General features: G+C 41.7%; 25 protein-coding genes and 1 pseudogene. 14 read left to right on the top strand and 12 right to left on the bottom strand.

Features of this window, described 5'->3' with window-relative positions; all coding sequences use genetic code 11:
- Positions 1-34: 34 nt before the first annotated feature.
- From pyrH to SOI84_RS09750, 4 genes are all read left to right on the top strand, one after another.
- Positions 35-748: a UMP kinase gene (gene pyrH / locus SOI84_RS09765; RefSeq protein WP_320674325.1), complete on the top strand. Its 714-nt coding sequence runs from the start codon at positions 35-37 to the stop codon at positions 746-748.
- Between the two features lie 48 nt (positions 749-796).
- Complete coding sequence (gene frr, locus SOI84_RS09760) at positions 797-1,345, top strand: ribosome recycling factor (RefSeq protein ID WP_320674324.1); 549 nt, start codon at positions 797-799, stop codon at positions 1,343-1,345.
- The gene (locus tag SOI84_RS09755; protein ID WP_320674323.1) at positions 1,342-2,472 is read left to right on the top strand and encodes a geranylgeranyl reductase family protein; all 1,131 of its coding nucleotides are present in this window, start codon (positions 1,342-1,344) and stop codon (positions 2,470-2,472) included. The genes frr and SOI84_RS09755 overlap by 4 nt, the downstream gene beginning before the upstream one ends.
- Before the next feature lie 92 nt (positions 2,473-2,564).
- Positions 2,565-2,786 carry a hypothetical protein gene (locus tag SOI84_RS09750; protein WP_320674322.1) on the top strand — a complete coding sequence of 74 codons (222 nt, stop codon included), beginning with the start codon at positions 2,565-2,567 and terminating at the stop codon, positions 2,784-2,786.
- 131 nt (positions 2,787-2,917) lie between these two features.
- Here SOI84_RS09750 and SOI84_RS09745 read toward each other — a convergent pair.
- The 4 genes and pseudogenes from SOI84_RS09745 to SOI84_RS09730 all read right to left on the bottom strand — a co-directional run.
- Positions 2,918-3,889: pseudogene (locus SOI84_RS09745) on the bottom strand (transaldolase); the annotation flags it as partial.
- 94 nt (positions 3,890-3,983) lie between these two features.
- The gene (locus tag SOI84_RS09740; RefSeq protein WP_320674320.1) at positions 3,984-5,774 is read right to left on the bottom strand and encodes a penicillin-binding protein 2; all 1,791 of its coding nucleotides are present in this window, start codon (positions 5,772-5,774) and stop codon (positions 3,984-3,986) included.
- Positions 5,774-6,244 carry a hypothetical protein gene (locus SOI84_RS09735; protein WP_320674319.1) on the bottom strand — a complete coding sequence of 157 codons (471 nt, stop codon included), beginning with the start codon at positions 6,242-6,244 and terminating at the stop codon, positions 5,774-5,776. Before SOI84_RS09735 ends, SOI84_RS09740 begins: the two co-directional genes overlap by 1 nt.
- Positions 6,245-6,331: 87 nt before the next feature.
- Positions 6,332-7,687 (bottom strand): CPBP family intramembrane glutamic endopeptidase, encoded by a 1,356-nt coding sequence (locus SOI84_RS09730; RefSeq protein ID WP_320674318.1) that lies wholly within the window; start codon positions 7,685-7,687, stop codon positions 6,332-6,334.
- 113 nt (positions 7,688-7,800) lie between these two features.
- Here SOI84_RS09730 and SOI84_RS09725 point away from each other — a divergent pair, with 113 nt between their 5' ends.
- A complete protein-coding gene (locus SOI84_RS09725; protein WP_320674317.1) occupies positions 7,801-9,126 on the top strand; it encodes a histidine phosphatase family protein in 1,326 nt (441 codons plus the stop codon).
- 4 nt (positions 9,127-9,130) lie between these two features.
- On the top strand, positions 9,131-10,411 hold the full coding sequence (locus tag SOI84_RS09720) for a dihydroorotase (protein WP_320674316.1): 1,281 nt from the start codon (positions 9,131-9,133) through the stop codon (positions 10,409-10,411).
- On the opposite strand, the gene lepB is transcribed toward SOI84_RS09720, so the two are convergent.
- The 5 genes from lepB to SOI84_RS09695 form a co-directional block, all read right to left on the bottom strand.
- A complete protein-coding gene (lepB, locus tag SOI84_RS09715; protein ID WP_414153595.1) occupies positions 10,380-11,084 on the bottom strand; it encodes a signal peptidase I in 705 nt (234 codons plus the stop codon). The two genes, SOI84_RS09720 and lepB, sit on opposite strands and share 32 nt — an antisense overlap.
- A 264-nt stretch (positions 11,085-11,348) precedes the next feature.
- On the bottom strand, positions 11,349-11,714 hold the full coding sequence (locus tag SOI84_RS09710) for an arsenate reductase family protein (RefSeq protein WP_320674315.1): 366 nt from the start codon (positions 11,712-11,714) through the stop codon (positions 11,349-11,351).
- A gap of 55 nt (positions 11,715-11,769) precedes the next feature.
- Positions 11,770-12,288, bottom strand: coding sequence for an inorganic diphosphatase (locus SOI84_RS09705; RefSeq protein WP_320674314.1), 519 nt, complete (start codon positions 12,286-12,288; stop codon positions 11,770-11,772).
- A complete protein-coding gene (locus SOI84_RS09700) occupies positions 12,230-12,511 on the bottom strand; it encodes a hypothetical protein (RefSeq protein WP_320674313.1) in 282 nt (93 codons plus the stop codon). Before SOI84_RS09700 ends, SOI84_RS09705 begins: the two co-directional genes overlap by 59 nt.
- A gap of 127 nt (positions 12,512-12,638) precedes the next feature.
- Positions 12,639-13,025: a resolvase gene (locus SOI84_RS09695; RefSeq protein ID WP_320675461.1), complete on the bottom strand. Its 387-nt coding sequence runs from the start codon at positions 13,023-13,025 to the stop codon at positions 12,639-12,641.
- Between the two features lie 224 nt (positions 13,026-13,249).
- Here SOI84_RS09695 and SOI84_RS09690 point away from each other — a divergent pair, with 224 nt between their 5' ends.
- From SOI84_RS09690 to SOI84_RS09675, 4 genes are all read left to right on the top strand, one after another.
- Entirely contained in the window at positions 13,250-15,040 is a 1,791-nt protein-coding gene (locus SOI84_RS09690) for a proline--tRNA ligase (protein WP_320674312.1), read from the top strand.
- Between the two features lie 47 nt (positions 15,041-15,087).
- The gene (gene psb27, locus SOI84_RS09685) at positions 15,088-15,516 is read left to right on the top strand and encodes a photosystem II protein Psb27 (protein WP_320674311.1); all 429 of its coding nucleotides are present in this window, start codon (positions 15,088-15,090) and stop codon (positions 15,514-15,516) included.
- A gap of 94 nt (positions 15,517-15,610) precedes the next feature.
- Positions 15,611-16,930 (top strand): adenylosuccinate synthase, encoded by a 1,320-nt coding sequence (locus SOI84_RS09680; RefSeq protein ID WP_320674310.1) that lies wholly within the window; start codon positions 15,611-15,613, stop codon positions 16,928-16,930.
- 84 nt (positions 16,931-17,014) lie between these two features.
- A complete protein-coding gene (locus SOI84_RS09675) occupies positions 17,015-18,010 on the top strand; it encodes an adenosine kinase (RefSeq protein WP_320674309.1) in 996 nt (331 codons plus the stop codon).
- An 8-nt stretch (positions 18,011-18,018) separates the two neighbouring features.
- Here the strand turns inward: SOI84_RS09675 and cutA are convergent, their stop codons facing one another.
- Together cutA and SOI84_RS09665 are read right to left on the bottom strand one after the other, a co-directional pair.
- Positions 18,019-18,381, bottom strand: a complete 363-nt coding sequence (cutA, locus tag SOI84_RS09670; RefSeq protein WP_320674308.1) for a divalent-cation tolerance protein CutA — start codon at positions 18,379-18,381, stop codon at positions 18,019-18,021.
- 20 nt (positions 18,382-18,401) lie between these two features.
- The gene (locus SOI84_RS09665) at positions 18,402-19,202 is read right to left on the bottom strand and encodes a precorrin-6A/cobalt-precorrin-6A reductase (RefSeq protein WP_320674307.1); all 801 of its coding nucleotides are present in this window, start codon (positions 19,200-19,202) and stop codon (positions 18,402-18,404) included.
- A 29-nt stretch (positions 19,203-19,231) separates the two neighbouring features.
- Between SOI84_RS09665 and SOI84_RS09660 the strand changes: the two genes are divergently transcribed.
- On the top strand, positions 19,232-19,687 hold the full coding sequence (locus SOI84_RS09660) for a single-stranded DNA-binding protein (protein WP_320674306.1): 456 nt from the start codon (positions 19,232-19,234) through the stop codon (positions 19,685-19,687).
- On the opposite strand, the gene SOI84_RS09655 is transcribed toward SOI84_RS09660, so the two are convergent.
- Positions 19,684-19,893, bottom strand: a complete 210-nt coding sequence (locus tag SOI84_RS09655; RefSeq protein WP_320674305.1) for a hypothetical protein — start codon at positions 19,891-19,893, stop codon at positions 19,684-19,686. The two genes, SOI84_RS09660 and SOI84_RS09655, sit on opposite strands and share 4 nt — an antisense overlap.
- A 54-nt stretch (positions 19,894-19,947) precedes the next feature.
- Here SOI84_RS09655 and SOI84_RS09650 point away from each other — a divergent pair, with 54 nt between their 5' ends.
- From SOI84_RS09650 to SOI84_RS09640, 3 genes are read left to right on the top strand one after another with little or no spacing between them, the layout of a single operon-like run.
- A complete protein-coding gene (locus SOI84_RS09650) occupies positions 19,948-20,520 on the top strand; it encodes a DUF2854 domain-containing protein (protein WP_320674304.1) in 573 nt (190 codons plus the stop codon).
- Positions 20,521-20,537: 17 nt separating this feature from the next.
- Positions 20,538-21,434: an acetylglutamate kinase gene (argB, locus tag SOI84_RS09645; protein ID WP_320674303.1), complete on the top strand. Its 897-nt coding sequence runs from the start codon at positions 20,538-20,540 to the stop codon at positions 21,432-21,434.
- A 3-nt stretch (positions 21,435-21,437) separates the two neighbouring features.
- Entirely contained in the window at positions 21,438-21,911 is a 474-nt protein-coding gene (locus tag SOI84_RS09640) for a hypothetical protein (RefSeq protein WP_320674302.1), read from the top strand.
- Positions 21,912-22,076 lie beyond the last annotated feature (165 nt).

The raw sequence follows: 22,076 nt of genomic DNA, 5'->3' as shown, positions 1-22,076 counted from the left end.
AAGCTTGCTACTGTCATCAAGATAAGGGGATTGAATGACGTACAAACGTGTCCTACTCAAACTCAGTGGTGAAGCCCTAATGGGTGATAAACCATATGGGATTGACCCAGCAATAGTCCAGTCAATCGCTGAAGACGTGTCAAAAGTGGTTGATCAAGGGACCCAACTAGCCATAGTCGTTGGGGGTGGCAATATCTTCAGGGGGTTAAAAGGCTCTGCTGAAGGCATGGACCGAGCCACAGCTGACTATGTTGGGATGTTAGCCACTGTGATGAATGCAATAACCCTGCAGGATGGATTGGAAAGAACTGGTGTACCCACTCGAGTGCAAACTGCTATCGAGATGCAAGCCGTTGCAGAGCCTTACATACGCAGACGTGCAATTCGTCATTTAGAAAAAGGAAGAGTCGTAGTATTTGGAGGAGGATGTGGAAACCCCTTTTTTACAACTGACACCACAGCTGCCCTTAGAGCTGCAGAAATCAATGCTGATGTTGTTTTCAAAGCGACCAAGGTTGACGGAGTCTATGACCGAGACCCTAAATGTTTTCCGGAGGCAATTCGCTATGAGAAACTCACCTATCAAGAAGTCCTCAGCAAAGAACTAGGAGTAATGGATGGGACAGCTATAGCCCTTTGTAAAGACAACGACATCCCAATAGTCGTATTTGATCTTTTCGAGCCGAATAACATTGCAAAAGCAGTATCAGGACAACAAGTAGGTTCTCGTATCAGCAACAACTGCTGACGATCAATTTAACCGTTCCAATTCCATCAATTTAGACCTAGCAATCCCATGTCAAACACTGAACTAGAATCCAACATGCGAAAGTCAGTTGATTCAGCCCAGAGGACTTTTAATACCATCCGAACAGGAAGAGCCAACCCCTCCTTACTTGATCGCCTCTCGGTTGAATATTACGGTACAGAAACACCTTTGAAATCGTTGGCGACCATCTCAACACCTGATTCCCAAACCATTGCAATACAACCCTTTGATACTGGATCACTAGCTCTAATAGAAAAAGCAATATCAACAAGTGATCTTGGCTTTACTCCTAACAATGACGGAAAAATTATTAGAATTAACGTACCTCCTTTAACAGAAGAACGGCGTAAAGAATTTTGCAAACTTGCCTCAAAGTATGCCGAAGAAGGCAAGGTAGCTCTTAGAAATATTCGACGAGATGCGATTGATCGCATCAAAAAGTCTGAAAAAGATGGTGAGCTTTCTGAAGATCAAAGTAGAGATCAGCAGGAAAATGTTCAAAAGCTTACCAACAAATTCATAACCGAAATTGACAAACACTTGGCTGACAAAGAATCAGATATATTAAAGGTGTGAGCACTAGAGATGTTTTAATTATTGGTGGTGGAGCAGCTGGTGCATCAGCTGCTTTTCATCTCGCCAAGGCAGGCCACAAGGTTACTGTAATAGAAAAAAAATCAACAAATACAATCAAGGCATGCGGGGGAGGCATGGCAGCTTCTGTACAGAGGTTATTCCCTTTTGATCTCAGTCCTGCAGTTGATGAAGTAATTAACAAAGTTGAATTCTCTTGGTGCCTTGACGATCGAGTGGTAGCTGATTTAGCTGAAACATCTCCCTTTTGGATAGTACGTAGGGAAATGCTTGACTGTTACCTAATGAATCAAGCAAGCCTGGAAGGGGCTGAATTGCTGCAACCTCTTTCTGCAGAAAAGATTGAAAGAGAAAAAGATTCCTGGCAAATAACCTGCAGCAATGGCAAACAATTTGAATCTCGATCCTTAGTTATCGCTAATGGGTCTAAATCTCAATGGCCAAGGAAGTTTGGATTGGGCCCTAAAAAACAAAAACATGCTGTTACGACATCAGTTCGTCTTAATGGAAAAGGAAATTTGAAAGGAGGCTCTGCAAGGTTTGAATTTGGACTAGTTCATCATGGCTTTGCTTGGGCCTTCCCAATTGCCAACGGCGTGAACGTTGGCGTAGGAACTTTTATTGGTCGTGAAATAGCAGATAGTCAAAAAATACTCGACAAATTCTTACCTGATCTTGGTTTTGATCCTAATGATGGGGAGCGCAAACACTCAAACCTTCGTATCTGGAATGGACAAAATGTCCTTCATGGCGAAGGTGTTGTTGCGATAGGTGATGCAGCATCGCTTTGCGACCCATTCCTAGCAGAAGGCATCAGACCAGCCCTGATGAGTGGCTGCAATGCTGCACACTTCCTTAACAGGTGGCTTAAAGGTGACAACAATGCTCTAGCTAGTTATACACAATGCATGCAAAAAGACTGGGGAGCATCAATGGCATGGGGGAGCAGAATTGCTCAGGTTTTCTATAGATTCCCAAAAGTTGGCTATCAACTAGGGATCAAAAGACCTACTGCCCCAGAAAGAATTGCACAAATTCTTTCTGGGGAAATGAGCTATGGAGATATTGCTCAGCGTGTCATCAAGCGATTATTATTTCAGAATCAATGAATCTCTTTAAAAGTAAATGACCTACATGAAGAATAGAAAAATTTTTCAGGAAATTCCTTTTCCTTTAGTGATACCTACTTCCTGAATTGCAAATGAATAACGAAACAGTTTGGGTCTGGTTTAAAGGTGGTGAAAAAGGTGGCTTCTGGATGGGAGGCTTCAAGGCCAGTAAAAGTCCCGAAGGAGGTTTACTAATAGAACGTACAGACTTTATTACTTGCAGGGTCCCAGAGTGGCGAATTTCATTTGAAGAGCCTCAAGATAAAAATATAGGGCCAAGTTTTCCAGATGGAGCTGTATGGAAGTTCACCTAGAATAAAAATAATTTTTTCTTATTAAATATGCCTAAGTATTTTTTACACAAAACAGTAGGTGCCTAAGAGTCTTAATTGCAAAGAACTTTAGAATTAATCTCGAGAGAATCATCTGATAAGCTAGCCAAGTGAAGTGACTTTAAGCGATCCCTCAACTGTATTTCAAGAGTTTCTATCGCCTTGCTAAAGCCCTTTATACCCTCATCTAACTTTTCACTTGCCATTCGATCTTTATTCATCGCTTTAGAAAATTCGAACTGATCTAGTGAAACAAATTCTCTTGAAGGGCCTGGATTATTATTATCCAATTTTTGGGTTAATTTTCCTTCTTTATGCCGTAACTGATCGAGTAATTTGGGTGATATGGTCAGCAGATCACAACCTGCTAATTCAATAATCTCATCAATATTTCTAAAGCTTGCTCCCATAACTTCAGTTTTATAGCGATTACGCTTGTAGTAATTAAAAATCTTTGTCACTGACAACACACCAGGATCTTCAGAGCCAGGATAACTATCACGACCAGTTTCAGCCTTATACCAATCAAGTATCCTTCCAACAAAAGGCGAAATTAAAGTAACTCCTGCCTCGGCACAGGCAACTGCTTGTGAAAAGCTAAATAAAAGCGTTAAATTACAATTGATACCTTCCTTTTCTAGGAATTCCGCAGCCTTTATACCTTCCCATGTGGAAGCTATTTTAATTAATACCTTTTCTTTTGGAATACCTGCATTTTCATAAAGAGAAATCAATTTCCTTGCTTTATCAATTGTGGCTTGAGTGTCATAACTCAAGCGAGCGTCAACTTCTGTAGAAACACGTCCTGGCACAATCTTAAGAATTTCTATCCCAAAGAGAACGCATATCTGATCAAGGGCTTCTCTAACGACATTCTCTGCACTAGCACTATTTGCCAAACTTTTTCTAGAAGAAAGCAATGCATCATCTATAAGTCCTTGATATTCAGGCATCTGTGCAGCAGCCAATATCAAAGAAGGATTTGTAGTTGCATCCCTAGGAGTGAATGTCTTAATAGCCTCAAGTTCTCCCGTGTCTGCGACAACGACAGTCATTGAGGAAAGCTGCTCTAAGAACGTGGCCATTAAAAATTACTCACCATCTATTAGTAAAGCTAGCTCTCTTTCAATAATTTACACCTCTATTTCAGCCTTTGAAAATGGAAGTTTTTCCAAGTTTTCACCCATTTGAAGATTGAGAATCTGACCTTTTGCTTGTTGGAGGTATTTTCTCTATCGCCAACAATCCATCAATAATCATCTTGGCAACAGGTGTCGCAACTGTTGAACCATAAGCATTACTACCTCGAGGCTCATCTACAACAACCAAAACCACAAAGCGAGGGGAATCAATTGGGAGGATTGCAACAAAGCTGCAGATTTTTGCTCCAGGCTGATAAATGCCATTAACGGCCTTTTGTGCAGTACCTGTCTTCCCCCCTATTCGATAACCAGGTGTTTTCACCCCTTTTCCACTGCCGGCAGTTACTACGGATTCCATCCACTGCCTAATCGTATTTGTCACTTCTGGTTCCAGTAATTGTGTCTTTTCAGAGGAAGCGTCCTGTAAAGTCAACCCCCTTGTTATCCGGGGTCTTACCAAATATCCGCCATTGGCAATAAGAGCATGCAGTTGCGCCAACTTAAGAGGTGTTAGAGAAAATCCCTGGCCAAAGGCAGCAGTGGCAGGTTCAATCGTCTGTAAAACAAACTGTTTTTTAGTCTTTAATTGACCAGCAACAGCACCAGGGAGATCAGTCTCAGGGATAGAATTCACTCCTAGTTTCTGAAGCCAATCCCAATACAAGTCTGGACTAAGCTTTTGCATTGTCTTAACCATGCCTACATTGCTAGAGACCTGAAGCAACTTTGGATAATCAATAACACCATGCGAAACACGATCATTGTTATATAAAGGCCAACCTCCTACATCAACTCTCCCCTCATCAAAAACAGTATCTCCTTCCTCTATTACTCCTTCCTGTAAAGCTAAAGCTAGGTTTATGGGTTTAAACGTAGAACCAGGCTCAAACAGATCTTGTACAGACCATTCACGAAAACGACTCGGGGGAAATCTCCAATACTTATTCGGGTCATAAGTTGGAGTTGAAGCAAGAGCCAACATCTCTCCATTAGCTACGTCCATAACAATCGCCACACCTTTCTTCGCACTCCAACGCGATACGCCTTGAGCTAAAGCCTCCATCGCCACCTGTTGGAGACGTGCATCCATGGTGAGCTGCATTCGCATATCATCCCCAAAGAAAAGACCCGGAGCCAGATCATCGGGAAGAGGTGTTCCATCAGCACCTCTTCTTAGAGTTAGAGGTTGTTCATACCTAAGCATCTCTGAATTCAAACTCTGCTCCAAACCTGCCTGAGGAACGCGATCATGGTTCAAGAATCCAACCACATTTGCAAATAGATCACCTTGCGGGTAAACGCGTTGCGGGTATGGCTCGAGGTCTAAGCCACTTATGCCCAATCCTTTCAAAAGCAAAGCTTTGTCCTGATCAAGACCCTCAGCAAGTTTTACGCCAGAGGGGCGATCACCAAGTCGTTGGACAATTTCACTCATCGACATTGGAATCAGGCCTGAAAGCTTCCTAGCCACATCAACTGGCTTACGAATTAAGGCAGGGTCATCTCCAGGAAAATTAAAGTACCTCGGATGAGCCCATAATCGATAACGCTTTTCATCTAAAGCAACTAACCGTCCCATACGATCAACTATTGAACGCCTTCTCCCGAGTGGCTTTGTGAAATCAGTCTGAAATGATCTAGCACGTGCCTCCAATGCCGATGACTGAAAAAGCTGTAGCCAAGCTAACCGTCCTCCCAATCCAAAGATTCCGATAACAAGAGACAAAAATACTAATCTCATTCGAAAATCTGAAACTTTCTCTAATTGAATAACACGCTTCCTCTTGCCTCGAGAACTCCTTGATAATCTATGTTTATTGACTCCCATCAGTAGCCATGAATTATATGGTTTGCAAAGACCTTATTTAAAACAACAAAGGAGCCCTTTGCATCAAAACCCCCTATAGAGCCAGATGGTTGATCTAGATAAAGAAGGTCCGACGCCTTGGTTGAAACCATTAGTCCAGGCAACCTGCCACGCTTTAACAGGTGTTGTTCCAGCATGGCCGTAGACTCAGTGAATCTATGAGCCAGTTTGCGAGTATTTTCTAGCCTTGTAAAGTCAATAGTCCACCGATATTGCCAATGAAGAGTTAACGCAGAGATAAAGGTTAAAGCCAAACAAGTTCCCAACAATGCACCATCAACAATCCTATGAAAACCTGCCACTCTGGGAGAATGACGAGCAATTTTCCTAGTTGATAAAGCACCCTGTAACAACTCAAGAGACCGCGTAGTTTGTGGCCTGAACGTCTCCTCTTTTAGCGATATAGAGCGCGGTTGTTTAACTGCAACCACCAGAAAGAATGCCTAATACTTTCAAGTGAACCATCATCTAATAGGCTCTGCAAGGTCAATAGATTAGAAAACTCAATATGCTTTCAACTATCCAGCTAATAAAACAAGATTGAAAAAAGTCATTCCATTCCACAATGCGTGCATAAGAACACACGGTAAAAGTCTTCCTGTGCTGAGTCTCAGCAAAGCAAGACCCACTCCTAACACAAGTAATGGTGGAAACTCACTAACACTTAAATGAGCCATAGCAAAAACAATGGCGCTCATCACGAGAGCCCAAGATCTACCTATCTCCTTAACTAACACAGGCAAAAGAACACCTCGGAAGACCAATTCTTCGAACAATGGCGCCAGAACAACAGTCGTGACGACTAGCAAGCCAAGAGCAACCGGATCTCGACTGCTCAACACAAGCTCTAGTAAAGGATTGCTGCCTCCCTGATCTCCAAAGGTAAAGCTCACCAACCAACCTGTTATAAGAACCGGAGGCAAAACCATTAGCCACGCAACAATCGCCCGTGAAATAGCAGTGTTCCATGGGCTTAATCGCCATTGCAACCATCCATTCTCAGGACGAAGAGATGCTTCAAGGCTCTTCAATTGGCGACTAAGAATAACCAGAGGTGCCACCGTCATTGAACAATATCCAACTAAAACCTTTACTGATTCATTAAAAGGACTTGCCAATTGACTTGTCATGGCAGAAGTAATCGGAAGGACAAGCGTTGGTGAAACAACTTCTCCTAAAACAACAAACCCCCCCGCAACCAAAAGCACCATATCCATCGAGGAAAGGGGAATCGGAATCACAGCAGGCCATGGAAGTGTCAGGCCTCTGAACAAAATCCAGATTTGACGTAATAACAATCCACTCCCAATGAAGAGAGCTATCAAAGGGAGACCCTGACTAAAGCCCAATCTCAAAGCCATCCTTTTTGCAATCTGTTGATCAATACAATTCGATTCATTCCCGCCTATAGAAAAACAAGATGCTTGTATTAAGAGTGGATTGGTATATACAAGCTCTTCTCCAAAAGCGTCTTCAAAATTGTCCTTCAAGTTACGACCTTCTATTAAGACTTTCTTAACTGGCTCTAAAGATGCCTCTTCTAACGAGAAGTCCAACAATAATTTTTTCCTCTCATTCGAATTTTCCAATGCCGCCAAGAGCAACCTTTGGTGGTCTTCCATCTGATCTAACGGAATCTCCATTAAGCTCTCGCGAAGAGCAGTCTCAGGTTGCGTCCCTATGAGAAGTGACTGGAATGAACGGGGAACAGCCGGTTTTGCTAAAAGAGCCATCTCTTGCTGGCTAAGAGAAAGCGCTGGGGCAACTGATGGGCGATTAAAGCTTTGTTCCAATCCCTGTTTCCAAACAGCTAAGGAAATAATTATTGAGATAATTGCCAAGGCAATTTTCCAAGTGGGGTTAGCTGTTCGCATAAAGGGTTTCGTGAGTTTCCAACCTAACCAAGAGCAGATGTTTACTCTCTAAAAATGTTAAAGAGACAGGCTGCCCCATACGATGGCAAAACCAACCATATCTCTCTTTTGCCATGCGTCTCCTCCTTGTTCGCCATGGTTTAAGTAGCTTCAACTCTCAAGGGCGTATCCAAGGTCGTGATGACCTCTCAATACTTACTCAAGAAGGGGTCGTTCAGGCACAAAAAACAGGCAAAGCGTTGACCGACATGGAAATAGAGGCTTTCTACAGCTCTCCTTTAAGGAGAGCTGCCCAAACCGCGAAGGAATTAATTCAAGCAAAAGGGAGCTCCAAAAATCCTATTTTCGACAATGACTTACTTGAAATAGACCTCAGCCCTTGGAGTGGACTTACCGGGGAAGAAGTTCAGAATACATTTCCAAATGATTTCAAGGTCTGGAAAACACAACCACAAGATCTTGTCCTTACGCGAGGTCAAAGTGATCACTTCAAACCTCTCCAAGAGCTTATGAAACAAGCAAATTGTTTTCTAAAGAAGCTTATAAAGCAACATTCAATAGAAGGGAAAGAAACAATATTAGTTGTAGCTCACAATGCGATTCTTAGATGCCTAATTCTCAACTTAATTGGAAATCCTTCCAAAGACTTCAGGCGATTGAAGTTAGACAACGCATCTGTATCAGTATTGAATATACTTTCGTACCAAAAAAATACTTTTCATTCACAGATCGAATGCCTTAATAATACTGTTCATTTAAATCCCCCGATTCCACCTAGCAAAAGTCATTCAAGGTTAATTCTAGTAAGGCATGGTGAAACAAACTGGAATCAACAAGGTCGTTTTCAAGGGCAGATTGATATCCCACTTAACGAAAACGGTTTTAAGCAAGCCTTTGATGCTGGTCTATTCCTTAACAAAATAAAACTACACAAGGCATATAGCAGCTCGATGACTAGGCCAACACAAACTGCAAAAGAGATTCTTAAGTCACATAAAAATCTTAAATTAACGCTAGAAAATGAGCTCAAAGAAATCAACCATGGCTTGTGGGAAGGGAAGCTTGAGGCAGAAATTGCAATGGAATGGCCTGAACTTTTAGCACAATGGAAAAAGTCTCCAGAGAAAGTTGTAATGCCTGAAGGAGAAAGCATTCATCAAGTGTGGGAACGGTCTGTGAAATGCTTGAGAAAGATTTCAAGAGGCCTCTCCCAAGGAGAGACCGCTCTCGTAGTTGCACATGATGCGGTAAATAAAACGATTATTTGTCATGCTCTAGGTCTAAATGCATCGAACATTTGGATGGTAAAGCAAGGAAACGGAGGGGTAACAGTTCTAGACATTCCAAAAGACTCAAACCAACCTATGGTTGTGACATGCATGAACCTAACATCACATTTAGGAGGGATTCTTGATAAAACAGCTGCAGGAGCACTATAAGGTTGTGTCGCAATCAACACTCTTAAAGGATATTCAAATTCTCCATGGCCCTAATAGTCCTGTTAAAAAAGACTCTGTTTTAATAAAAGAAGGTTTGATTTTTGCATTCGGCAAAAAAGCACTTGCCGAAGCAAAAAAGCTCAACATTCTACCAACTCCTTCATCCTCAAACTTACTATTAGCCCCCTGCCTTGTTGACCCTCATTCAATTTTAGAAGAACCGGTTTCTGGAAAAAGTGAAAGCCTTTCAAGCCTGTGCAAAGCAGCAGCAACATGTGGCTATGGACAATTAGCCTTACTGCCAAGGAGTTCTTCATGGAGAGACCGTCCTGAACGTTTACAAGGTCTCGTCAATCACCAAAACGATGTAATCATCCATCTTTGGGGAAGTTTCAGCCTTAATGGGAAAGGTGATGTTTTATCCTCCCATGCTGATTTACTGCAACATGGCGCGATTGGCTTAGCAGAAGATGACTCTATCCCTCCCCTAGAGCTACTACAACGTGGCTTATTACTAGGAGAAATGGGAACAGCACCTTTTTTGGTTGCACCAAGGGACAAAAAATTGCAAGGAGAAGGACTTGTCAGAGAAGGAGTAGAGACCCTTCGAGCCGGTTGGCCTCCAGACCCGATCACAAGCGAAACGCTTCCCCTTGCAGAGCTAATAGAACTAAATCATCTCAACAAAGACAAGTCGCTAAGACTGATGAATATTTCCACCTTAAAAGGTGTAGAAATGCTCAAAAGCTCTAAAAATCCACCAATGTCAAGTGTGTCTTGGTGGCATATTGTTGCTGACAGAACAACTCTCAACCTCACAAGCCTCGGTTGGCGAGTGACTCCTTCTCTTGGAGGGGAACAAGACAGAAGATCTCTAATTAACGCTCTTAAAGAGGGAATTATTACCGCAATAGCGGTACATTCCGTTCCTCTTGACGATGAGGAAATTCAATTATCACCTGACAAGCGTATTCCTGGTCTTGCAGGCCATCACCTTGTACTCCCATTACTTTGGCAAGAGCTAATTGTTAAAGAAAAATGGTCTGTGGATCAACTATGGAATTCTTTAAGTTTTGGGCCATCTAGGCTACTAAAAACACGCCAAGAAAAAATTTCTCCTGGTAGTAGACGGTGGCTCCTCTTTGATCCTGATCATTGTTGGACACAAACGAGAAATTCTCAAAATGTACCGAAAGCAGCGAATCAACCAATGGAAGGCTGCGAATTGAAGGGAAAAGTAATTGATTGCGGACTTAAAAACCGTGAAGTGGACCCAAGCGACTAAGTGGCCAAAATCTCCACACAGCTCTTCCAATAATCTGATCAACTGGAAGAAAATTTCCGCCTGGCCAAAAGCGACCGTCCCAACTGTTACCTCTATTATCTCCGAGAACCAAGACATGTCCTTCTGGAACCTTTCCTAGCAAAGGCCTGCATCCATTCATAGAGTAGCTATTTGCTGAACAATACCTACTGACATAAGGTTCAGACTCTCTCTTCCCATCAATAATCACTTCCCCCTTGTAATTAACAAAAACCTGATCCCCTGCGACCGCAACAACCCTCTTTATATATGCATCACAGGAAGCGTCAGAAAGTCCAGGAACAAGCGTTAATAAAGGGAAATTCAAGAGGGCACACTTTAATGGAGAAAAGGCTCTAGAGGCACTTAAAACAGGGTCAAAAGAGTAAGGAGAATTAAAAACAACGATTTCCCCTCGGCTTGGGGCTCTTCCTCTTAAAGTGATTTTTTCAATAAACAAACGGTCTTGAACCTTCAGCCCTGGAAGCATTGATCCAGAAGGAATATACCTAGCTTCGCCAATGTAATTACGAATACCTATATAAATTGCCAACGTAAATATAATTGGAGCCCAAAAATCCCAAAAAGATTGAAAACCAGAAATACTTTCAGCTTTAGAAACCTTGCGATCTCTGGAGAAATCTTTCTTATGCACTTAGATTTACCGTACTTTGCATAACAACTAATTAGCTATAATTGGTGCAAATGTCAAAGCCTAAAGGATTTTAAAAAAGAACTTTGATAAAACCATTATCTAGTCAACGAGTAATCTCTTTTTATCATAGCAAAAGAATCATCTATCTATTATAAATATCTTACTTGGAGAGCATCAGATAAACTTCTAAATTTCTCCCACAAGTGGCTAGAGTCAAGGCTCAATATCACAATTTATTTTGATATCTTGCGATCATATCTATCTTTAGCTTAAAAGAAAATCGGCCCAGATTTGAGGCTTAAAGCCTACCAAGATTTTATTGTCAGAGCTAACCAAAAAAGGTCGTTTAATCAACTTCCCATCACTAACAAGAGCCTCTAAAGCCTTCTCATCACTCATAGCCTTAATTTTCACAGCTCCAATAGATCTATAACTCACTCCACTGGTATTGAACAAAAACTTTCTTTCCCCAAGTTGTGCCCATGCCTTAAGCAATAAATCCTTGCTTGGAGGGTTTTCAATAATGTCGAACAACTCATAAGAGATTGAATTAGAATTAAGCCAATCCAATGCTTTCCTGCAAGTAGAGCATCTTGAATAGCTGAAAATCCTTACTGCTGGAATAGTCATTTTTCAAATAGAAGAACAAAAATAAAAACTTAGGCGAAATTGACTCGAATGAAAATCAATATTTTGTAAGCGTCGCTTTTATACATTCTGAAAGCAGAGGTGCTACTGCATCTGAATCTCTCCATCCTCCTATGACAACTACTCTTCCTTCAAGACTTTTATAAGTTCGAAAGAATTCAGCGACTTCTTCCAGCTGATTAGGAGCAATTTGACGAATGCTACTAATAGATTGTTGCCTTGGATCTGCAACAGGTACACATAACAACTTTCCATCATAAGCGCCCGAATCATGCATATCTAGAACACCTATAGGTCTTGCTTTAATAAGACAACCTGCGAAGGTAGGTTCTTCCATAATTACCATTGCATCTAGAGGCGCTCCATCTTCTGCAAGGGTGTTAGGTATGAACCCATAATCAAAGGGATATCTCACTGAGGAATGAAGTACACGATCTAGCGCCATAACACCAGCCTCAGCCGAATATTCATATTTATTGCGGCTCCCAGCAGGAATCTCAACTACCAGGTTGACCAAACCTGAGGACGGTGATGGGGAGAGGCAGCTTAGATCCATTGTTTTCTATAACAGTGGTTGTAGAACTTGAACCTGCATGTGGCCGTATGCTAATTACTGCATAAAGAGGCACTGCAATAGTTGCAATAGCAATTATGAAGCCAAGAAATACAATTGAAGGACTATTGAAAGATAAAAAGTCTTCTTGCATCTCCATATTCCCGGTTTCAATAGTCGGGGAAGTGTGACTTTGGCTACTCCTTGATGCTGATTCAGGTTCCATTAAATAGAGCTTAGAGAAAGCCCAGCAATTGATTAACTGTGAGTTCTTTAAAAGTTGGCTTCAAAAGTAATTTATTGAGAACAAAGAAAAAATGCATTTGAGGTTAATTTCTTGCATTCTGTTGGACCTAAGCAGCAGAACGGTCTTCTTGATCACGACGAGTTGAAAAATTTGCAGGCATAGTGTTAGAACCTTCCAAGCATGATCTTATAGCTACAAGCTCTTCAAGAATGGAATTTAAAACTTGTTGGGTAGCTGAAGAAGGTGAATTCAATATCTCTACGGTGACTTCCTTAATCCTTAAGATATCTTTTGCGAACCGAGCCACCTCATTAGGGTGAAAGAGCAAGGGATCCTTCTGATCACTTCTATATTCTGGATTTAATTTTCGAGGATTAAAGGGAGGGTTCAGATTCCTAGGATCAGTATTCGTATAGCGATACACTGACGCCCTTGAACGATTAAGAGATTTCTGAACATCCTCTATACCAATGAGGGAATCTGACTGAGCCATCGCAAAATTGATTTCTTGAGAGACTTCAGAATTTGCCTCTAAGTGACCTGAGGGGGCCAATCCAGCTGAACTTGAAAACATATCCTTTGCCTATCTCCATTACAGGGTGGTGACACTAGCAGATGTGGCCCCTTTGAAACTTGCTGATCCTGAGTTTTGAACATCTTGATACTCATCCTTTACACCTGAGGATAAAATCCTCAGAAATCACCTCTATCTAATCTATGCGGGTCTCCCGCCTAATGCTGGTGACGCTGCGGGAAGTCCCAGCAGACGCTGAAATCAGTTCTCATAAGTTATTGCTTCGGGGAGGCTACATCCGACGTGTAACAGCAGGCGTCTATGCCTATCTCCCCTTAATGTGGCGAGTTTTAAAAAAAATAATCTCAATCATTCAAGAAGAAATGGACTCAACTGGAGCACTAGAAACGCTCCTCCCACAACTTCAGCCAGCTGAACTATGGGAACAAAGTGGACGTTGGCAAGGATATACAGAAGGAGAGGGCATAATGTTCAACCTTGTAGACAGACAGAACCGGAAATTAGGTCTAGGCCCTACTCACGAGGAAGTGATCACAAGTCTTGCCGGAGATATCCTTCGCTCATACCGTCAATTGCCAACAACGCTCTACCAGACACAAACCAAATTCCGCGATGAAATCCGCCCTCGATTTGGATTAATGAGAAGCAGAGAATTCATAATGAAAGACGCTTATTCATTTCATGCCACTGAACAAAGTCTTCAAGATACCTACGAAAAAATGGATAATGCTTATAGAAGAATCTTTAAACGTTGTGGAATAGAAGTACTACCAGTAGATGCTGACAGTGGAGCAATAGGAGGAACAGCTTCTCAAGAGTTCATGGTTCCTGCAGACTCTGGAGAAGATTTAATATTAACAAGTGAAGATAATTCTTACTCGGCAAATGAAGAGAAAGCGATTTCACTACCTTTAGAAGCAAAGCCTCTAACAGAGGGCAAATATTCGGTAGTTGAAACTCCTTTTTCAGGAAGTATAGAAGAATTATCTTCCAATCTTGAAATGGATCCAAGCCAAATAATCAAAGTAATAGTAATGATCGCAACACTTGAAGGAAATGAATTTCAACCTCTTCTAATATGCCTGCGTGGAGATCAGGATCTTAACGAAGTTAAGCTATCAAATGTTATAACAAACTTATCGAAAAAGAGAGTAATAGAGATAACACCCATCACTCCTGAGAAAATATCTTTAGAAGGTTTATCTCCTTTCCCTTTCGGTGCCATCGGTCCTGATCTGAGTGATGATGTCTTATGTGGAGCTAGAACTTGGATTAAAAACTTTATGAGAATATCTGACAACACGGCTTCTCAACTAAAGTCGTTTGTATGTGGAGCGAATGAAATCCATCACCATAGAGTTTTTACAAAATGGGAGAACATTGCTTACAAGCCTGAGACGTCTGACATTCGAAAAGCCCAGCCTGGAGATAAATGCTGCCATGACCCCAAACAAAAACTACAAGCCAAGAGGGGGATTGAAGTAGGGCATATTTTTCAATTAGGCCGCAAATACTCGGAAGTTCTAGGCTCAACTTTCACCAATGAAAATGGTTCGCTTGAACCCTTCTGGATGGGGTGTTACGGAATAGGTGTTTCAAGGCTTGCCCAAGCAGTTGTAGAACAAAATCATGATGACGCTGGGATCTACTGGCCAATAGCTATCGCCCCATTTGAGGTGATCATAGTTGTAGCAAATATTCAGGACTCAACCCAATCAAACCTAGGTGAGCAGCTTTATAAAAAGCTAAAGGAGAATGATATTGACGTTCTTCTCGACGACCGGAAAGAACGAGCTGGAGTAAAGTTTAACGATGCAGACCTTATTGGAATTCCGTTTCGAATAGTTGTTGGGAGAAATGCAAAAGAGGGCAATGTGGAGCTTTGGGATAGAGCAAATAAAACATCAAAACTTTTAGGTCAAAAAGATGCTGTTAGTGAAGTTATTTCTGAAATTAATGGAAGTTCAACCTAATCAATGGTTATTACAGTCCTAAAGTTGTCAATAATTGCTTTTAAAAAATGAAATCCGCCTTACATCGCCTATTCAAAAGGTTGATGGGGGCAACCCTGGCGTTATGCCTTGGCCTCTCCTTAATACTTACCGCCTGCGACAACAATTCAAAACCCATCTCGATAATCAAAGGAAATTATGTAGATGACACCATCGCTGTCGCTGGGCGACTCAAAGAAGCAATCTCTTTAGAAGAACAAAACGAAGTAGCAGAAATTGAAGATGAAGCATTAGCAATTATTACTGAATATATATCGATATATAGAAATCGCCCTCAAGTGGCTGGGCTTAATTCCTTTACCACAATGCAAACCGCTCTTAACTCCCTGGCAGGACATTACAAAAATTCTCCCAACCGTGTTCTCTCAAATGCGCTTAGAGAACGCTTAAACAATGAGCTAACCAAAGCAGAAGATTCCGTATCGAGAGGTACTTAGAGGGAGGATTCAATTCAATTTTAATCATTCCTTTGACTTCCGGAGGGGACATCTGCAATTGTGGAGGATTGCAGAAAAGCGGCTTCGGGCCGCAGTGTCCTTGGCCAATGTTGTCGTCATAGGTGCCCAATGGGGTGACGAAGGAAAAGGCAAAATTACCGATCTACTGAGTCGTTCAGCAGATGTAGTAGTTCGCTATCAAGGTGGAGTAAATGCAGGCCACACAATTGTTGTGGGAGAAAAAGTACTCAAATTGCACCTAATCCCTTCAGGGATTCTTTATCCAGAAACGACTTGCCTTATTGGATCAGGAACAGTTATTGACCCCAAAGTCATGCTGAAAGAGATAGACATGCTTCTGGGAAATGGCATAGATATTTCTGGGCTCCAACTTGCCTCTACGGCCCACGTGACCATGCCTTATCACCGCCTATTAGATCAGGCTATGGAAGATCAAAGAGGCGAAAAACGAATTGGAACAACTGGAAGAGGTATAGGTCCTACATATGCGGACAAATCCCAAAGGAATGGGATTCGGGTAATGGATTTACTGGATGAACAAAGGCTTAGAGATCGCCTTAAAAAACCCTTAGAAGAGAAGAACCAATTGTTTCAACAAGTTTATTGCCTAGCACCTTTAGAAATTGAAAAAATAATTGATGAATATCTCGGATATGGGAAACGCCTTTCCTCTCATGTAGTCGAATGCACAAGAGCGATTCATCAGGCAGCTCGCAACAAAAAAAACATCCTATTTGAAGGTGCCCAAGGAACACTCTTAGACCTTGATCATGGAACCTATCCATATGTAACTTCCTCTAATCCAGTCTCTGGAGGAGCTTGTATAGGTGCTGGCGTGGGACCAACCTTGATAGACAGAGTTATAGGCGTTGCAAAGGCCTACACAACTCGTGTAGGAGAAGGCCCCTTCCCCACTGAACTGACTGGAGATATTAATGACAAGCTATGCGATCGTGGCGGTGAATTTGGCACCACAACTGGAAGAAGGCGAAGATGTGGTTGGTTTGATGGCGTAATTGGTAAATATGCTGTTGAGGTCAATGGACTTGATTGTCTTGCGATCACAAAATTAGATGTTCTTGATGAACTTGATGAAATAAAAATATGTATTGCATACGAACTTGAAGGGAAAAGGATTGATCATTTCCCCAGCAATGCTGATGAATTCGCGCGGTGCAGGCCCATTTTTAAAACACTTCCTGGATGGAAATGTTCTACAGCTGATTGTCGGCGTTTAGAAGAACTACCGACATCAGCAATGTCATACCTCCGCTTTTTAGCAGACCTTATGGAAGTGCCAATAGCAATAGTTTCTCTTGGCGCAAGTCGTGATCAAACAATTGTCGTAGAGGACCCTATTCATGGGCCGAAACGTGCACTACTAAGTGCCTAAAAGGAACCCAAGTAGAGTGTTTGAAACAATTTCACTACATTTATAGAAGCGCAAATTAATTAAATGCTAAAGAACTCAGAGTTTATGGACAGACCACTTGACGTAGTAGGAATAGGAAATGCAATTGTTGATGTTCTAGTTCAAACAACAGATAATTTCCTTGAGACTCATAACCTCATCAAAGGAAGCATGACTTTGGTTGATGAAGTCGAAGCACAAAAACTTTACCAAGAATCTGGTCCAGGAATTGAAACTTCAGGAGGCTCCGCAGCTAACACAATAGCGGGAATAGCAATTCTTGGCGGAAAATCAAGTTTTATTGGCCGAGTAAGAGATGATCAACTCGGTAAAATCTTCCTACATGATATTCGATCTGTTGGGGCCAACTTTGAGACTCCTTTCTCCAGAAAAGGACCAGGGACAGCCCGTTGCTTAATACTAGTTACACCTGACGCACAACGAACTATGTGCACTCACCTTGGTGTTTCAGTTCAGTTAGAACCAGAAGATCTTGACTTGTCCATAATTAAAGATTCAAAAGTTGTTTATCTCGAAGGATATTTATGGGACAATGATGCAGCCAAAAGAGCATTTATTGCTGCTGCAAAAACAAGTCAAGAGTCAGGAGGCCATGTTGCCCTATCTTTATCTGATTCATTCTGCGTACATAGACATCGTGAAAGTTTTTTAGAGTTAGTAAACAATCACATAGACATTCTCTTTGCCAATGAGGACGAAATAACTTCCTTATTTAAATCTTCTAATATTGAAAGTGCAATAAAAGAATTGAAAAAATGTTGCAATATAGCCATAGTAACTCGCGGGGAAGCTGGCTCTATAGTTCTAGAAGGAGAGAACCTCTATGAAATATCCGCATTTAAAATAGGAAAGCTTATTGACACAACAGGCGCTGGCGATCTTTACGCAGGAGGTTTTCTTTATGCATACACTCAAGGGAAACCTCTCCAAGAATGTGGGGAAATTGGTTCAATTTGTGCTGGAAGAATAGTTACTCAACTAGGGTCCAGATCACAGACCTCTTTGAAAGAACTTTTAAGAAGATACAACAAAATAAAGTAAATCTATGATCAAGCTTTAATAACACTATCTAGTATCCAATTCTCATATGAAATATCCGAAGAAACCTTAAGAAAAATAAACTCAGGCGTATCATAGGTATGTATCTCTTTGACTAAAGCATGTAACTTCTCCAAAAGATTCCTTTTAGTCTTTATAAGGAGCTGAATCTCGTCACTCGTTTTCAAGGAATTCCTCCACCAATACTGTGATTGAATGCTTTGAAAGCTTATACACGCAGCAAGCTGTCTTTTTAATATCTTTTCAGCGAGGATCTTTGCATGCTCAATATCTACTTCGGTAGTAATAACTAAAATCAATTCAGAGTTAATTTCAGGTACTAACATGTTGTATACAGAAAAGGGAATAATCAATTCACTTTAGGAAGGTATTCTCAACCCCCTATTCGGTGCAATAGAGCCTGTGCAGAGCAAACAACCTGCATCCCCTTAGGCAAAGGCGGTCGAGCAATAAGCCAAAGATCCAACCCTATTTCTTTAGCAACTTTATGCCATAGCTTTTCCGTAACTCCTCCAGATTGACGACAAAGGATTGAGGTTATTTCCCATCTCCTACATAAAGCGACTTCTATCCCACCTAAAGATTGTCCTTGCAAAGGTCTAACAACAGCCAGTTGTCCCCCTTCCAAATCACTTGCTAAAGCATTCCTTAAACTGTCTTGTGAAGGCATTACCCGCGCAAAAACCTTCGCACCTGCTTCGTGTGCAGCTTTAACAGCCTTTTGAAGATGTCTTGCGCCAATTGCAAATAAAAATCTTGACCCTAGTAGATCTTTCTTAGCAAGCTCTAAAGGACTATTAATTAAATTTGCTCTATTGATTTGTTCAAAAGGACGGGTATAGCCCAGCAAAGGCTGCCCAAGCTCATCGCAAGCCTTAAAAACGTTATTACTAATAACTGTTGCAAAAGGATGGGTCGCATCAATCACCCAATCAAACCTTTGTTCACAGGAATAGGTTTCTTGGATTACATTTTTAATCTCTTGAACACCATTAAGAGGACCTATCCACAGATTTTCTAAAGGAATTCCCAAATAAGCCAAGCCAGCGCTTTTTGAAACCACACTTACACTGACATTCCACCCATCATTAATCAAAGTTTCAGCAAGAAGAGGTCCATCACCAGTCCCAGACAGCAACCATAAACTTTGGTGGTAATTCTTGCGAGTCTGCATCAAGATGGGCCTCAATTCAGAACAAAGAAATGAACCACTGCTTGCTTGAGGTTGAGGTTATAGAAGCTCCCACAACTAGATACACGCAAAACAATCAAACTCCAATTGCCGAAATGAAAGTGCAATTTGATGGGCTTAGGGCAGATGATCTTCCAGGGACTATTAAGGTTGTTGGGTGGGGGAATCTGGCACAAGAACTGCAAAGCAGAGTCAGCATTGGAAATCGTCTTCTAGTAGAAGGCCGGTTAAGGATGAACACAGTCTCTCGCCAAGATGGAACAAAAGAAAAATCTGCTGAATTTACCCTCTCAAAGTTCCACCCCATAGGAGGGGAAAGGGATAAGGGAAAAAAAGCCGTTTCAAAACCCCAAGCCATAAGCACTCCTAAGCAAGATCCAAATGCAAATGAACAAGCCCCTAAAGAAGATTCAACAAATTGGAATAGCTCACCTTTAATTCCAGATACTGATGACATTCCCTTTTAAGAATCTTTCTTGAGATCCTTCCTATCTTCAAGCTTCTGAGCAACCTTTACAAGGATCTGACCCAACTCCCTCTCCAAAGCGGCAAGGTCCAACCGTAACTCTGGCCATCTTCCACTATCAATTTGTTCAAGCAACCAAGCTCTATCCTGCTCAAGTCGATCAATCAACTCGATAAAATTACTTGAATCAGCAACACCTTTAGACATAGAAATTCGATCTAGGCTCCCCAACCTGTCCTGCTTAAAGCCAGAATACTTGACATGAAAGAACTATTTTCACCTGCCAACGTTATTACCGTAACTGGCGCATTCTTGACAGTGATCGGTGCAGTGGCCTATGGCACAGGTGCGGCGAACCTAAGTGTGCCGACACTTTTCTATGGATTCCCCATCTTCCTAGGGGGGCTTGCATTAAAAACATCCGAGCTACCACCTGCTAAAAAAATTCCGACTTCTAAAGACCTAACTGACCTCCAAAACGCAGGTCCTCCGGAGCTTAAGAAGCTTGTTGGGGATGTGACCAGATGGCGCTATGGACAAAAAACCCATCTTGAATCATCCCTGCAAGTTCTGAAACTGTGGGACAACGATAAGCCTCCTAAACTTCTTGAGATTGAAGAACTAGACACAGGTAAGGGTTATGGAGTTCGCTTAAGGTTTGAAATTGGTGGAGTTGCTCTAGAGCGTTGGGAGGAAAAGAAAGATCGCTTAAGTCGTTTTTTTGCAAAGGGGCTTCAGGCAGAATTACTTTGCAAAGATGAAGGCCTACTTGATCTAATGCTACTTCCAATTCAAAGCAAAATAAATGCTCAAGACGAGCATGCATCCGAGTAAATCAAAGGGAAAGGGCTGTGGAGATTTTCAACAAGCAATCATCCTCAAAGAACTCAGGAGATGAATCTCTCAGAGTATCTGTTTTAAGTGAGGCATTGCCATATATCCAACGCTTCGCTGGACGACGCATCGTTATTAAATATGGCGGCTCAGCAATGGCCAATGATGCTCTTAAAGAGGCCGTATTTCGCGATCTTGCCCTTCTTTCAAGCGTTGGAGTGCAACCTGTTGTAGTTCATGGTGGAGGACCAGAAATCAATCAATGGCTTGAACGGCTGAAAATATCCGCTGAGTTCCGTGATGGGCTGAGAGTCACAGATTCTCAAACGATGGATGTAGTTGAAATGGTTCTAGTTGGTCGAGTCAACAAACAAATTGTTAATGGTTTAAACAAGCTAGGTGCGCCATCTGTAGGCCTTAGTGGATGCGATGGATGTTTAATCGAAGCAAGACCATGGGGTAATGGCAGCCATGGATTTGTAGGTGATGTCGCAAAGGTAAATCCATCAATACTTAAGCCACTCCTTGAGAAAGGGTATATACCAGTAATTTCAAGTGTGGCGGCAAACGTCGACGGACAGTCTTACAACATCAATGCAGATACTGTTGCCGGCGAGCTCGCTGCTTCTCTAGAAGCCGAAAAGCTCATTCTGCTAACAGACACCCCTGGAATACTTAAAGATCCCAACGACCCATCAACCTTGATACGCCAATTGCCCCTTTCCGAAGCTCGAAATCTTATCCATCAAGGGATAGTCACAGGGGGAATGACTCCAAAAACAGAATGCTGCATAAGAGCCTTAGCACAAGGCGTTTCAGCCGCTCACATCATCGATGGGAGAGTTCCCCATGCACTCCTTTTAGAGGTGTTTACTAACGAAGGAATTGGAACCATGGTCTTTGGGCGAGGGTGATTGATGGAAGTCAGCCAGGCGAGAGCTGAAGAGGCTATTGCCCGTGGAGACTATTCACAAAGTCTCTGGATTCTTGAAAAACTTCTTGAAAACAAAGATTTATCAGAAGAGCAGAGCACAAATCTCAGAATGCTCATGATCACTTCTTGGATGGGGCAAGGTAAAGATCAGAAAGCAATTGATACTTGCCGCATCCTTTCTAAATGCAAAAACATAGATCTAAAAGTTAAAGCCAAGAGCTTACTTTCAGTATTAGAAGCACCTAGCCTAGAAAGGCCTTCTAACTGGTCAATAGAAATGCCAACCCTTGGGGTTAGCGCTATCACTAAAAGTCCTGCTTCATTTGTTTCTCAAAGGAGGAAACTTAAGCCTGCCCCTATTAACTTGCCCCCAACAGGTCCAACTAAAGGTCTTCAAATTGGATTTGCAATTATTGTCTTCTCCGTTCTCTTCTTTCTCACTTTTTTACTTAGTTAATGAGAAAAGACATCTCCCTAAGGAATATTACAAGTCCAAATCAAATACAACTCTTTTGAGAAGTAAGTAAAAATGTGAATCATCTACGTTCTTGGTATATTTAATTCATGGATTCAATACACTCTTCACATAACGAAGTAATAATTGAAAAGACTCTCAAGGTAA

The organism is Prochlorococcus sp. MIT 1341 (assembly GCF_034092415.1).
GTDB lineage: Bacteria > Cyanobacteriota > Cyanobacteriia > PCC-6307 > Cyanobiaceae > AG-363-P08.
This window is presented reverse-complemented; position numbering and strand designations above follow the sequence as displayed.

Excerpts from the sequence above, each read along its gene's own strand:
- pyrH (WP_320674325.1), top strand. The coding sequence starts at position 35 with ATGACGTACAAACGTGTCCTACTCAAACTCAGTGGTGAAGCCCTAATG.
- frr (WP_320674324.1), top strand. The coding sequence starts at position 797 with ATGTCAAACACTGAACTAGAATCCAACATGCGAAAGTCAGTTGATTCA.
- SOI84_RS09750 (WP_320674322.1), top strand. The coding sequence starts at position 2,565 with ATGAATAACGAAACAGTTTGGGTCTGGTTTAAAGGTGGTGAAAAAGGT.
- SOI84_RS09740 (WP_320674320.1), bottom strand. The coding sequence starts at position 5,774 with ATGGGAGTCAATAAACATAGATTATCAAGGAGTTCTCGAGGCAAGAGG.
- SOI84_RS09730 (WP_320674318.1), bottom strand. The coding sequence starts at position 7,687 with ATGCGAACAGCTAACCCCACTTGGAAAATTGCCTTGGCAATTATCTCA.
- SOI84_RS09725 (WP_320674317.1), top strand. The coding sequence starts at position 7,801 with ATGCGTCTCCTCCTTGTTCGCCATGGTTTAAGTAGCTTCAACTCTCAA.
- SOI84_RS09710 (WP_320674315.1), bottom strand. The coding sequence starts at position 11,714 with ATGACTATTCCAGCAGTAAGGATTTTCAGCTATTCAAGATGCTCTACT.
- SOI84_RS09705 (WP_320674314.1), bottom strand. The coding sequence starts at position 12,288 with ATGGATCTAAGCTGCCTCTCCCCATCACCGTCCTCAGGTTTGGTCAAC.
- SOI84_RS09700 (WP_320674313.1), bottom strand. The coding sequence starts at position 12,511 with ATGGAACCTGAATCAGCATCAAGGAGTAGCCAAAGTCACACTTCCCCG.
- SOI84_RS09695 (WP_320675461.1), bottom strand. The coding sequence starts at position 13,025 with ATGGCTCAGTCAGATTCCCTCATTGGTATAGAGGATGTTCAGAAATCT.
- SOI84_RS09690 (WP_320674312.1), top strand. The coding sequence starts at position 13,250 with ATGCGGGTCTCCCGCCTAATGCTGGTGACGCTGCGGGAAGTCCCAGCA.
- psb27 (WP_320674311.1), top strand. The coding sequence starts at position 15,088 with ATGAAATCCGCCTTACATCGCCTATTCAAAAGGTTGATGGGGGCAACC.
- SOI84_RS09675 (WP_320674309.1), top strand. The coding sequence starts at position 17,015 with ATGGACAGACCACTTGACGTAGTAGGAATAGGAAATGCAATTGTTGAT.
- SOI84_RS09665 (WP_320674307.1), bottom strand. The coding sequence starts at position 19,202 with ATGCAGACTCGCAAGAATTACCACCAAAGTTTATGGTTGCTGTCTGGG.
- SOI84_RS09660 (WP_320674306.1), top strand. The coding sequence starts at position 19,232 with ATGAACCACTGCTTGCTTGAGGTTGAGGTTATAGAAGCTCCCACAACT.
- SOI84_RS09655 (WP_320674305.1), bottom strand. The coding sequence starts at position 19,893 with ATGTCTAAAGGTGTTGCTGATTCAAGTAATTTTATCGAGTTGATTGAT.
- SOI84_RS09650 (WP_320674304.1), top strand. The coding sequence starts at position 19,948 with ATGAAAGAACTATTTTCACCTGCCAACGTTATTACCGTAACTGGCGCA.
- SOI84_RS09640 (WP_320674302.1), top strand. The coding sequence starts at position 21,438 with ATGGAAGTCAGCCAGGCGAGAGCTGAAGAGGCTATTGCCCGTGGAGAC.